The 11,000-nt window shown below is 74.0% G+C and carries 10 protein-coding genes and 1 pseudogene; 6 read left to right on the top strand and 5 right to left on the bottom strand.

Annotation, left to right across the window (positions count from 1 at the left end; translation table 11 throughout):
• A partial coding sequence (gene yczE / locus CCN51_RS39590; RefSeq protein WP_245881763.1) for a membrane protein YczE occupies positions 1-541 on the bottom strand: 541 nt, incomplete at its 3' end.
• Between the two features lie 255 nt (positions 542-796).
• On the opposite strand from yczE, the gene CCN51_RS39585 reads away from it, so the two are divergent.
• Positions 797-2,317 (top strand): SCO1417 family PLP biosynthesis transcription factor, encoded by a 1,521-nt coding sequence (locus CCN51_RS39585; protein WP_078610367.1) that lies wholly within the window; start codon positions 797-799, stop codon positions 2,315-2,317.
• Positions 2,318-2,393: 76 nt separating this feature from the next.
• Here CCN51_RS39585 and CCN51_RS39580 read toward each other — a convergent pair whose 3' ends face one another.
• Both CCN51_RS39580 and CCN51_RS39575 read right to left on the bottom strand, forming a co-directional pair.
• On the bottom strand, positions 2,394-4,097 hold the full coding sequence (locus tag CCN51_RS39580) for an ATP-binding protein (protein WP_014174893.1): 1,704 nt from the start codon (positions 4,095-4,097) through the stop codon (positions 2,394-2,396).
• Position 4,098: 1 nt separating this feature from the next.
• Positions 4,099-4,293: a hypothetical protein gene (locus CCN51_RS39575; protein ID WP_014174892.1), complete on the bottom strand. Its 195-nt coding sequence runs from the start codon at positions 4,291-4,293 to the stop codon at positions 4,099-4,101.
• A gap of 139 nt (positions 4,294-4,432) precedes the next feature.
• Here CCN51_RS39575 and CCN51_RS39570 point away from each other — a divergent pair, with 139 nt between their 5' ends.
• The 5 genes and pseudogenes from CCN51_RS39570 (at position 4,433) to CCN51_RS39550 (ending at position 9,715) form a co-directional block, all read left to right on the top strand.
• Positions 4,433-4,849 (top strand): ankyrin repeat domain-containing protein, encoded by a 417-nt coding sequence (locus CCN51_RS39570; RefSeq protein WP_014174891.1) that lies wholly within the window; start codon positions 4,433-4,435, stop codon positions 4,847-4,849.
• Positions 4,850-5,095: 246 nt separating this feature from the next.
• Positions 5,096-5,929 (top strand): annotated as a pseudogene (locus CCN51_RS39565) (glycoside hydrolase family 16 protein); the annotation flags it as partial.
• Between the two features lie 177 nt (positions 5,930-6,106).
• Positions 6,107-6,934 (top strand): MerR family transcriptional regulator, encoded by an 828-nt coding sequence (locus CCN51_RS39560; RefSeq protein WP_014174889.1) that lies wholly within the window; start codon positions 6,107-6,109, stop codon positions 6,932-6,934.
• A gap of 59 nt (positions 6,935-6,993) precedes the next feature.
• On the top strand, positions 6,994-9,231 hold the full coding sequence (locus CCN51_RS39555) for a hypothetical protein (RefSeq protein ID WP_014174888.1): 2,238 nt from the start codon (positions 6,994-6,996) through the stop codon (positions 9,229-9,231).
• Positions 9,232-9,259: 28 nt separating this feature from the next.
• The gene (locus CCN51_RS39550; RefSeq protein WP_014174887.1) at positions 9,260-9,715 is read left to right on the top strand and encodes a peroxiredoxin; all 456 of its coding nucleotides are present in this window, start codon (positions 9,260-9,262) and stop codon (positions 9,713-9,715) included.
• 6 nt (positions 9,716-9,721) lie between these two features.
• Here CCN51_RS39550 and CCN51_RS60295 read toward each other — a convergent pair whose 3' ends face one another.
• Together CCN51_RS60295 and CCN51_RS39540 are read right to left on the bottom strand one after the other, a co-directional pair.
• Positions 9,722-9,886 carry a hypothetical protein gene (locus tag CCN51_RS60295; protein WP_014174886.1) on the bottom strand — a complete coding sequence of 55 codons (165 nt, stop codon included), beginning with the start codon at positions 9,884-9,886 and terminating at the stop codon, positions 9,722-9,724.
• A 280-nt stretch (positions 9,887-10,166) separates the two neighbouring features.
• The coding region (locus tag CCN51_RS39540; protein WP_245881762.1) for a beta-galactosidase small subunit at positions 10,167-11,000 on the bottom strand (834 nt) is incomplete at its 5' end.

Genomic DNA, 11,000 nt, shown 5'->3' with positions numbered 1-11,000 from the left:
CCGGCGAGCGCTCGCCGGCGGGCGAGGGAAGTGCGAAGAAGCGCAGGAAGTACTGGGCGAGCGGCCCGATGGACAGCGCGTACAGCACCGTGCCGACCCCCACGGACCCGCCCAGCGCGAACCCCGCCGCCAGCACCGTCACCTCGATCGTGGTCCGCATCAGCCGCACCGAGCGCCCGGTGCGCTGGTGCAGCCCGGTCATCAGGCCGTCCCGCGGGCCCGGTCCGAAGTGGGCCGAGATGTAGAGGCCGGTGGCCGCGCCGTTGAGGATCACCGAGAACACCAGCAGCGGGATCCTCAGAGCCAGCGCGTGAAGGTCCGGCATCAGCCCGAGTGTGATATCCACCACCACGCCGATCACCGCCACATTGGACACCGTGCCCAGCCCGGGGCGCAGCCGCAGCGGGATCCACAGCAGCAGTACGGCGGCGCCGACCACGATGGTCACCGTGCCGAAGGACAGCGAGGTGTGCCCGGCGACGCCCTGATGGAAGACGTCCCAGGGGTCGAGCCCGAGTCCGGCGCGCAGTTGGAGCGCCATGCTCGCGCCGTACAGCACCAGCCCCGCATAGAGGTGGACCAGGCGGCGTGCGAGCCGGGGGCCGGGGGAGTGGGATGACGGGGGCTCGGGCTCGGACGGCGCGGGCGGTACGGGTGGCGCGGGTGGCGCGGACAAAGAAGGCTCCCAGGGGCTGAAGTGGCCCTGCCGGTGGAGGCAGTGGACTGTGGCGTGTCACTCTGTACCCCGAGACCAGTCCAGTTCCATGGCCAATTCCGGAAAGGTGGACCGCAGACGATGAGTCCGTGGACATCCGCGGTGGGAGCACCCCAGTTGGCTCGCCTGCTCGGGCCGGAGCACACACGCGACGCCGAGGCCGCGGCGATCGTCTCGGTGACGGGCGCCCGGCGCGTACCCGCGTACCGTTCGCTCGCCGATCGCGTACGGCTGCTCGTCCTCGAAGGCCGGGTCCCGGTCGCGGCGCGGCTGCCCGCCGAGCGCGAGCTCGCGGCGGCCCTGGGGGTCAGCCGGACCACGGTGGCCGCCGCGTACGAGGCGCTGCGCCAGGAGGGCTTCCTGGAATCGCGGCGCGGGTCCGGCAGCTGGACCGCGATGCCCGCCGGGAGCCCGCTGCCCACCCGTGGGCTCGACCCGCTGCCGCCCGAGGTCGCGCGCTCCGTGATCGACCTGGGCTGTGCGGCCCTGCCCGCGCCCGAGCCCTGGCTGACCCGCGCCATGCGCGGCGCCCTGGAAGAGCTTCCGCCGTACGCCCGCACCCACGGCGACTACCCCGCCGGGCTGCCCGCGCTGCGCCAGGCCCTCGCCGACCGCTACACCGCACGCGGCATCCCGACCATGCCCGAGCAGATCATGGTGACCACCGGGGCCATGGGCGCGGTGGCCGCGATCTGCCGGCTGTTCGTCCGCCACGGCGAGCGGGTCGCCGTCGAGTCGCCCTCGTATACGAACGTCCTCCAGCTCCTGCGGGATGCCGGGACCCGGCTGGTGCCCGTGGCCATGGGCCCCGGGCTCGCGGGCTGGGACCTGCCGGCCTGGCGGCAGACGCTGCGCGAGGCCGCGCCGCGCGTGGCCTATGTCGTCGCCGACTTCCACAACCCCACCGGCTCGCTCGCCACCGATGAGCAGCGCAGACAGCTCGTCGACGCGGCGCGCTCGGCCGGGACCGTGCTCGTCGTCGACGAGACCATGGCCGAACTGCGCCTGGACGACGAGGTGGAGCCGCCCCGGCCGGTCGCCGCGCTCGACCCCGGGGGCAGCGCCGTCGTCACGGTCGGCTCGGCGAGCAAGTCCTTCTGGGCCGGGCTGCGCATCGGCTGGGTGCGCGCCGCCCCCGACATCATCCGCAGCCTGGTCGCGGGCCGCGCCTACGCGGACATGGGCACCCCGGTCGTCGAACAGCTCGCCGTGGGCTGGCTGCTGGCCACCGGCGGCTGGGACGAGGCGGTCGAGCTGCGCCGCGCGCAGGCGCGGGAGAACCGCGACGAGCTCGTCGCCGCCGTCCGCCGCCACCTCCCCGACTGGGAGTTCGCCGTACCGCACGGCGGGCTCACCCTCTGGACCCGCACCGGCGGCCTGTCCGGGTCACGGATCGCGGAGACGGGCGAGCGGCTCGGCGTACGGGTCCCCTCGGGCCCCCGCTTCGGGGTCGACGGTGCCTTCGAGGGGTACGTACGGCTTCCGTTCACCGTCGCCGGCGCGGTCGCCGAGAAGGCCGCCACCCGCCTGGCCGCCGCGGCGGACCTGGTCGCGAGCGGCGCCGTGGTCGAGGCCCAGGTCCCGCGCAGCTACGTGGCCTGAGCCGGCGGCGGCGCGGCCCCGGAGGCCGCCGGGACACGGCCTGGCCGTCCGGACGCCACCGCCGCCCGGGCAGACCCTAGCCGTCCACCGGGCTCCCCGCGGGTCCGGCCTTCACCATGTCGATCCGCCCCGCGGCCTCGACCGGGTCCGGGGCCGCCGCCTCCCGCGGCAGCTCCGGCTCCGGCAGCAGCCCGAGCACGGCCTGCCGCTGCGCCTCGCTCGTCGCCTCGTCGTACGGGTCGGGGGTGGCCGGCACCTGCAGTCGGTGCACCGGACCGGCGCCGAGCCGTACGTAGCCCCGGCCCGGGGGCACCTCGGGGGTCGGCGTGGTGTGCGGCGGGGCGCCGAGCACGGCGCGGATCTGGTCGTCGGAGGCGGGCCCCAGCACCACCCGGGCCCGGGTGTGGGACCGTACGACCTCGCCGAGCGCGTCCGCGGCGTCGAGGTGGTCGGCCACCACCACCCGCACCTGGGCCGCCCGCCCGTGGCGCAGCGGCACCTGCAGCAGCTCCTGCGGGTCGCGGCGGCCCTCGGCCGCGGCGAGCTGGCCGAGCACCGTCGGCCGGTCGAGGACGAGCCACAGCGGGCGGAGGATGTCCTGCGGCGGCGGGTGGCCCGTCTGACGGGCCCGGTTCGCGGCGATCAGCCGCCGCTCCGTCTCGTGTGCCGCCCACTCCAGCGTCGCCAGCGTCCCGGCGAGCCCGCATTCGACGCCCAGCACCCCGGCCCGGCCGCCGAGGAACGCGTACTCGCCGGTGCCGCTGCCGTCCACCACCAGCACCTGGCCGTGGCACAGCGCCTGGAGCGCGATGGACCGCAGCAGGGTCGTGGTGCCGCTCCCGGGCGGGCCGAGCGCGAGCAGATGCGGCTCCGTCGACCGCGGCCCGGTGCGCCACACCACCGGCGGGGCGTCCCGCCGCACCTCCTCCGCCGGGTCGTCGGCGGCTTCCGTGACCGGCAGGGTGCGCTGCACCGAGGAGGCGTCGGTGAAGCCGAGCACGGTCTCGCCGGGCGTGGTCACAAAGCGCTGGGCGCCGATCGCGGTGGACAGGGCGGCCAGCACCGTCATCGTCAGGCGGTTGGCCTCCTCGTCCCATTCGAAGAAGTACTCCCGGCCGCGCCCCGACTTGGCGTACAGCAGCCGCTCGACGCGGGCGCGGGACTCCGCGTCGCCGTCGGTGAAGTACGCGGGGTAGCACAGCTTCAGCCGGGTCAGCCGCCCGCCGTCGTCGAACTCGAAGGAGCCGAAGGCGCTCGACCACTCTCCGCCGTGCGTATACAGCGGGCTCGGGTCCTCGGCGGTGGAGAAGTACGGCACCAGCGCCTCGTACAGGATCCGCAGGCGCTCCCGGCCGGCCTCGTCGGGCCCCGGATCCTTCACCGGGCCCTTGCGCCCGGCCCAGAACGCGGCCCCGATCAGGCTGACGGCCGACAGCGTCGGGCCGTACGGCAGCAGGGCGATGCCCACCACGCAGGTGGCCATCAGGAAGAGCGCCGGGCCGCGGCGCTCCTTCGGGGTCTGCGCCCATTTGCGCCGCCCGCCGGCGGCCATGGCGCGCAGCCCGCGGCCGAGCGCGATCAGCGGATGCAGTACGTCGGCGGTGCTGTCGCCGACGGCCCGGGCGAAGCCGCGGACGCGGGCCGATCCGGCGCCGCGGGCGGGCTTGCCGAGGCGGGCGGACGCGCCGCCGCGGATCAGCCCGCCGCCGCGGGCGAACCCGCGGGCGCGGGCCAGCGGGCCGCCGCCGCTGAGGACACGGGGGAGTGGTCGTCGGCGCACGTCAGAACTTGATCCCGCCCAGTAGGTTGGCCAGGCTGGTGCCACCGGCTCTGATGCTCGGAGCGATCGCGGTGCTCGCGAGATAGAAGCCGAAGAGGGCGCAGATGATGGCGTGCGACGCCTTGAGGCCGTCCTTGCGGAAGAACACGAAGACGATGACACCGAGCAGTACGACGCCGGAAATGGACAGGATCATCACGGGCTCCTGGCTGGTGGGGGACGGTCACCATGAGTTCTTCCAGGGTCACTCCAAGTGCCCACTCGGCAAAAGGTGCAAATGGGTGGATTATCGGTGTATTCACTGGTGTGGACGCGAAGCCGGAGGCGAGACGCCCATGAGCGACCAGAACCGCGAGACCGAGCCGGCCCACGACCCGGAGGTGCTGCAGCTCGCGGCCAAGGTCTTCGATCTGGCCCGGCACGGGGACACCGATACGCTCGCCGCCTACGTGGACGCGGGGGTTCCGGCCAACCTCACCAACGACAAGGGGGATTCGCTCCTCATGCTCGCGGCCTACCACGGGCACGCGGCGACCGTCTCCTCCCTGCTGCGCCGCGGGGCCGACCCCGACCGCCCGAACGAACGCGGCCAGACGCCCATCTCCGGCGCCGCCTTCAAGGGCGAGGAGGAAGTGGTCCGGGTGCTGCTGGCCGGCGGCGCCGATCCGCGGACGGGCTCGCCCTCGGCCGTCGAGGCGGCGCGCATGTTCGGGCGGCGGGATCTGCTCGCGCTGTTCGGTGCGGCGGAGTGAGCTGACGGCGTACGGGCGTGGCGGAGTGAGCTGACGCGTCCGGGTGGCTGTCGCCCGTTCGACTTCTGTCCGTCATCGACCATGCCGACGGCGAAATGCCTCAACTTCTTTGAAGCGAATGGTCCGGACTATTGACATGCCTTGAACAAGGCTCGGCATGATGTCCCCATCGCGCACCCTTCGCGCCCCCTTCCCTACGGGCTGCCCCGGCCGCCCGTTTCCCCCACATAGGAAGGCCATCGCTTCATGAGGAAAACTCTGCGCATCGCCATGACCGGCCTGCTCGCGGCGGCCGCCCTCGCCGCCGCCCCCTGGCCGGCCCCGGCCGCCGACGCCGCCCCGCCGGCCGTCGCCGCCACCTTCACCGACAACTTCGACGGCGCGGCGGGCAGCGCCGTCGACGGCTCCAAATGGGGCTATGAGACCGGCGACAACGTCAACAACCACGAGCGCCAGTACTACACGGACGGCACCAAGAACGCGGCGCTCGACGGCCAGGGCAACCTGGTCATCACCGCCCGCAAGGAGAACCCGGCCAACTACAACTGCTGGTACGGCCGGTGCGAGTACACCTCGGCCCGGCTCTCCACCGCACGCACCTTCACCACCGCGTACGGACGGGTGGAGGCCCGGATCAAGGTGCCCCGGGGGCAGGGCATGTGGCCCGCCTTCTGGATGCTCGGAAACGACATCGGCAGCGCCGGATGGCCCAACTGCGGCGAGATCGACGTCATGGAGAACGTGGGCTACGAGCCCAGCACCGTGCACGGCACCATCCACGGCCCCGGCTACTCCGGCTCGGGCGGCATAGGCGCCGGCTACACCCTGCCGAACGGACAGAAGTTCGCCGACGGCTTCCACACCTTCGCGGTCGACTGGTCGCCCAACAAGATCACCTGGTCCGTGGACGGCAACGTCTACCAGACCCGCACCCCGGCTGACCTCAACGGCAACCGCTGGGTGTTCGACCACCGCTTCTACCTCATTCTCAACCTCGCGGTCGGCGGCTACTGGCCCGGCGACCCGGACGGCTCGACCACCTTCCCGCAGCAGCTGGTGGTCGACTACGTCAAGGTCACCGGCGGCAGCTGACGACCGGACGACGCGGTGACGCGGGGGCGTCGGGCGCCCGGCCACGGCCGGGCGCCGACGCCCTTCCCGCCGGGCGCCGACGCCTTCCCTGCCGGGCGCCGACGGAACTCTCGCCTCCGTACGCTTGACCCTCTCACCGTGTGAGGGCCTGCACTGGAAGGCGTCATGTTCACCATCGGAGAGTTCGCCAAGCACGGGCGGGTGTCGGTCCGCATGCTGCGCCACTACGACGCCATCGGGCTGCTGCGCCCCGTCCACACCGACCCGACCAGCGGCTACCGCCACTACGAAGCCGGTCAGCTCGCACGGCTCAACCGCGTCATCGCGCTCAAGGACCTGGGCTTCAGCCTCCACCAGGTCAAGGCGCTCCTCGACGACGACATCGGCACCGAGGAGCTGCGCGGGATGCTGCGGCTGCGCCGGGCGGAGCTGGAGTCGGCCGTCGCGGAGGCGGTGGCCCGGCTGGCCCAGGTCGAGGCGAGGCTCCGGACCATTGAGAACGAGGGACGCATGCCCACCGAGGACATTGTGATCAAGAGCCTGCCGCCGCTCCGGCTGGCCGAGCTGAGCGCCACCGCGGCGAGCTTCGAACCGCAGGACATCGGGCCCGTCATCGGCCCCCTGTTCGAGCGGCTGTGCGGTCTGCTCGACACCGCGGGCGTGACCCCGACCGGCCCCGGGCTCGCCTACTACGAGGACGCCCCCGAGGGCGGCGGGGCGATCACCGTCCACGCCGGGCTGCCGGTCGGCGCGCAGGTCGGCGGTGAGGACTTCCGGATCGTCCAGTTGCCGGGCGTCGAGCGCGCCGCCACCGTCGTGCACCGCGGCCCCATGGAGGGCGAAGTGATCACCACCTCCCAGGCGCTGGCCCGCTGGATCGACGCCAACGGCTACCGCTCGACGGGATACCCGCGCGAAGTCTCCCTGCACTGCCCCGAGGACCGCACCCAGTGGGTGACCGAGCTCCAGGAACCCATCGTCGCCGGCGGCTGATGCCGATGTCCCGGAGGCCCGGTCGGGCCGGGCCTCCGGGACATGCCAAGATCGCGGGCATGACGGCACAGTACGACCCGGAAACCATCCTCGCCGGCCTGGCCGACGAGGACTGGCCCACCATCGGCTTCTCCCGCGGCACCGCCGCCGACCCGGCCGGGACGCTGCGCGCCCTGGTCTCGGCGGACAACGAGAATGTCCGCGAGGAGGCGCTCGGTTCCTTCTGGGGTGCGATGCGCGCCCGCGTCCCCGCCTACCGCGCGACCGTGCAGGTCATTCCGTACCTGGCCCGGGCCTGCGCGGCCGGGATCCACCAGGAGACCCTGCTCGAGCTCCTGCACAGCGTCGCGGGCGGCGAGGACCAGCCCCGTAACGACCAGGACGAGCTCACGGCCGCCGTCGCCGCGCAGGTGCCGCTGCTGCTGCCCCTCCTCGCACACGACGACGAGGACATCAGGCGCCGGCTGATCCGTATCGTCCTGCTGTCCGGCCGGTCCCGCGAGTCCGCCGAGGCGATACGGGCCCGCTGGGCCGAGGAGTCCGACCCCGCGCTGCGCTCCGCCCTGCTGTCGGCCTGCCGTATCGCCGACCCGGACATCGCGGCGGAGATCGGCGCGGGCGAGCTCGGCCCCGACCGGGACCCCGAGATCCGGCTCGTGGCCGCCCTCAACCTGGTGCGCGACGGGGCCTCCTGGACGGACGAGCTGGAGGCCGCCGCCACCGCCTGGGCCCTGCGGGGCAGCGAGATCGAGCAGGTCGAGCGGTGGTTCGACACGGACTCCGGCGACTGGAAGGACACCGACCCCGACGACGAGTCCTTCGAGCTCCTGCTCCAGCTGCTCGCCGACCGCGGAGAGCTCCCCGTGGCCATCCGCCTGCTGGACGCGGTCCTGGCCGCCGAGGGCCCCGGCGCCGGTACGCGCGGCCGCCGGGCGCTGGCCGCCATCGAGCCGCTGTGCGCCGAGTTCCGCACCGCCCCGGCGCAGCTGGCCCCGCGCCTGGCGTCCCTGGTGACGTATCAGGACCTGGTCGTGGCCGGGACGGCCATCGGCCAGCTGCGGCGCCTGGGGGAGGAGGGCCGGCCCGCCGCGGACGCGCTGCTGACCCATGCCTCGGGTGAGAGGGTCGCCGAGGCGGAGGACAAGTCCGACGCCGAGGACGCCGATGAAGTGGCCGACAACGCCCTCGGAGCGCTCGTCGACCTCGGCGACCCCAGGGCCCTGCCGCTGCTCGCCCGCGATCTGCCGCACCGCAAGGAGGCCCTGGAGACCGCCGTCGGCACCTCGCCCTGGAGCCGCCACGACAAGCCGTCGGTGCCCTTCAACCCCCAGCTCCTCGACGCCGCCCGCGATCTGATCCGCAACCCGGACCGCCGGAACTACGGCGCGCCCCGGTATCTGTGCACCCTGCTGGCCTCCTGGGGCCCGCAGGCGGCCCCCGCCCTCCCGGAGCTGTACTCCCTGCTGACCAAGGAGCGCCAGCACGCCCCGGGCGCGGTGGCCGCCGTCGCGGTCGGCACCGAGGCCGCCGCCGAGGCCGAGGAGCGGCTGCGCGCCGCCGCCGAGGGCGCCTCCGTCTACGACCGCATGCCCACCGTCGAGGCCCTGCACCACCTCACCGGCGATACGGCGCAGCTGGTCGAGGCGGTCCGCCCCGGCCTCGACGACATCCTCTACAGCAAGCGCGCCGCGGTGGGCCGGGCCGGGCGGCTCGGGCCGGCCGGCGAGCCGCTGCTGCCCCGGCTGCGCGAGCTGCTGGTGCGCGAGGAGGGGGAGCGCGTCGGCTGGGACCCGCGCGACTGTCTGTCGGCCGCCTCCGCCGTCCTGGCGATCGCCGGCGAATCGGTGGCGGACGAGCTGATCCCGGTCATCTCCCAGGGCCTGGAGAGCCGGGACGCCCAGACCCGGGCCTCGGCCGCCCGCCTGGCCGCGCTGCTGGGCGCCGACGCCGCGCCCCTGGCCGAGCGGATCGCACCGCTGCTGGAGTCCGTGGCCACCTTCCTGCCCGCCGCGCGCGCCCTGCTGGCGATCCCCGGGGCCGTGGGGCCCGAGGGGGTGGTCGACCCCGAGGAGCTGACCGAGGCGCTGCTCGTGATCGTCGACTCCGCCCGTCACCCCGAGACGGCGCTCGACCTGCTGCGCGACCTCGGCGGCGGGAGCCTGCCCGCGGCCGCGGCGGACCGGCTGCGCGAATCGCTGACCGCCGAACGCCGCCCGCCCCTGCGCGGGTTCGACCTCCACCGGATCCGCACCGACCAACAGCGCACGGCCGCCCTGCGGGCCGCCCTGGGCGAGTAGCGTTCCGGCTGCCGAGTAGCCTCGCTCCATGAATATCGGTGATGTCGTCGAGGACTTCGAACTGCCGGACGAGAGCGGCACCGCCCGCACGCTGAGCGGACTGCTCGAGAACGGCCCTGTGGTGCTGTTCTTCTATCCCGCGGCCTTCACACCGGGCTGCACGAAGGAGGCCTGTCACTTCCGGGACATCGCGGGGGAGTTCAAGGCGCTGGGCGCACAGCCGGTCGGGGTGAGCGCGGATTCGGTGGACAAGCAGGCGGAGTTCGCCCGTACGCACTCCTTCGGCTATCCGCTGCTGTCCGATCCGGAGGGGACCGTACGGGAGCGGTTCGGGGTCAAGCGTGGTATCTCGGCCGTCCCGACCAAGCGGGTCACTTTTGTGATCGACACCGACCGGCGGGTGCTGGAGATCGTCAAGAGCGAGTTCCGGATGAGCGTGCACGCGGACAAGGCGCTCGAGGCGCTGCGCAGCAGGGCGGCGTAGAACGGCTCAGCGCGCGGGCAGCTGCCGGGCGAAGAACCCCCGTACGAGGCCGCGCACGGTGGGCACCGAGCACGCCGGATCCACCGCGCCCACCAGCGCGGTCCGGGCCTCGGCGGTCATCAGCCCGGCGGTCTGCAACTGGGGTGCGACGGCGGCGTAGTCGGTGAACACCCAGTGCGCGGCGTCGCGCAGTCGGCCGACTCGTACAGCGCCTCGGCCGCGGTCGTGCCGCCCGCCGAGTGGCCGTACACCCCCACCCGGCTCAGATCCAGCGCGCGGCCGAGGTGTTCCGGCAGCGGGCGCTGCGCCGCGTCCGGGTTCCGCCCGCTCGCCAGCCTTCGTCAACGCGCCTGTGTTCAACGCCCGCGTTCGCGGTGGATTTGCGCCACGGACCCGCCGTGGTGTCGGCGTGGCGACGGCGCAAATCCACCGCAACTCACCAGTGTCGCGCCTAGATCCGCGAGAAGGCGAAGGAGAACTCGGCGGGGGCGGCGCCGAGGCGGTACGGGGGAAGCACCCCGGGCCCGCACGACTGGCTGCCGATGCCCTGCTGCCCGTGGTCGAGGTTCACCCACACCGTGTCCGCCGACGGGGACAGGTCCGGGGTGTGCTCGGCCGCGTCCAACTGCTCCGTGGTCCACCGCCGCGCCGTGAACCAGAACGGCGGCGCGCCCTCCACCGCGATCCCGGCCCCGCCGTCATCGGTCAGCCGCGCCCAGCGGACGTCGGCCCGGGCCCCGTTCTCCTGCGGCCTGACGTACGGCGTCTGCATCTCGTCGACCGACAGCGCCCACCGGCCGATCCGGGAGGCGGCGTGGGTGTCCGGGTACGCCTCGCCGGGGCCGCCGCCGAACCACTCGGCCCGGCCCAGCGCGGCGGGGACGCCGAGCCGTACGCCCAGGCGCGGCAGCGGGCAGGTCCACTCGCCCAGCGGGGTGACGGAGACCGTCAGGCGCAGCCGGTCCGCGTCTGTGTCGGCGGTCCAGCGGTAGACGGTCTCCAGGCCGACGTCGGTGGCCGCGGGGGCCACACGGGTACGGACGGTCAGGGCGTCGTCCGCCACCTCCACCGCGTCGACGCGGTGGTGGAGCCGGTGCAGACCGAGCGTGCGCCAGATCAGACCGTAGCGCTCATCGGGCTGCCAGGGCGCGCCGTTGTCGTTGTCCGTGGGCGCGCGCCACACATCGAGCCGGGGGCCGGTGACGGCGAGGCCGCCGAGGGAGAGCAGCGCGCCGGTGGCCGGGTCGAAGGCCCCCGGGCCCAGCACGAGCGCGCCGTCCTCGCG

It is taken from the genome of Streptomyces milbemycinicus (assembly GCF_002154605.1).
Classification (GTDB): domain Bacteria; phylum Actinomycetota; class Actinomycetes; order Streptomycetales; family Streptomycetaceae; genus Streptomyces; species Streptomyces milbemycinicus.
This window is presented reverse-complemented; position numbering and strand designations above follow the sequence as displayed.

Bases quoted from the DNA above. Each gene is read 5' to 3' on its own strand.
- CCN51_RS39585 (WP_078610367.1), top strand. From the start codon at position 797: ATGAGTCCGTGGACATCCGCGGTGGGAGCACCCCAGTTGGCTCGCCTG.
- CCN51_RS39575 (WP_014174892.1), bottom strand. From the start codon at position 4,293: ATGATCCTGTCCATTTCCGGCGTCGTACTGCTCGGTGTCATCGTCTTC.
- CCN51_RS39570 (WP_014174891.1), top strand. From the start codon at position 4,433: ATGAGCGACCAGAACCGCGAGACCGAGCCGGCCCACGACCCGGAGGTG.
- CCN51_RS39560 (WP_014174889.1), top strand. From the start codon at position 6,107: ATGTTCACCATCGGAGAGTTCGCCAAGCACGGGCGGGTGTCGGTCCGC.
- CCN51_RS39555 (WP_014174888.1), top strand. From the start codon at position 6,994: ATGACGGCACAGTACGACCCGGAAACCATCCTCGCCGGCCTGGCCGAC.
- CCN51_RS39550 (WP_014174887.1), top strand. From the start codon at position 9,260: ATGAATATCGGTGATGTCGTCGAGGACTTCGAACTGCCGGACGAGAGC.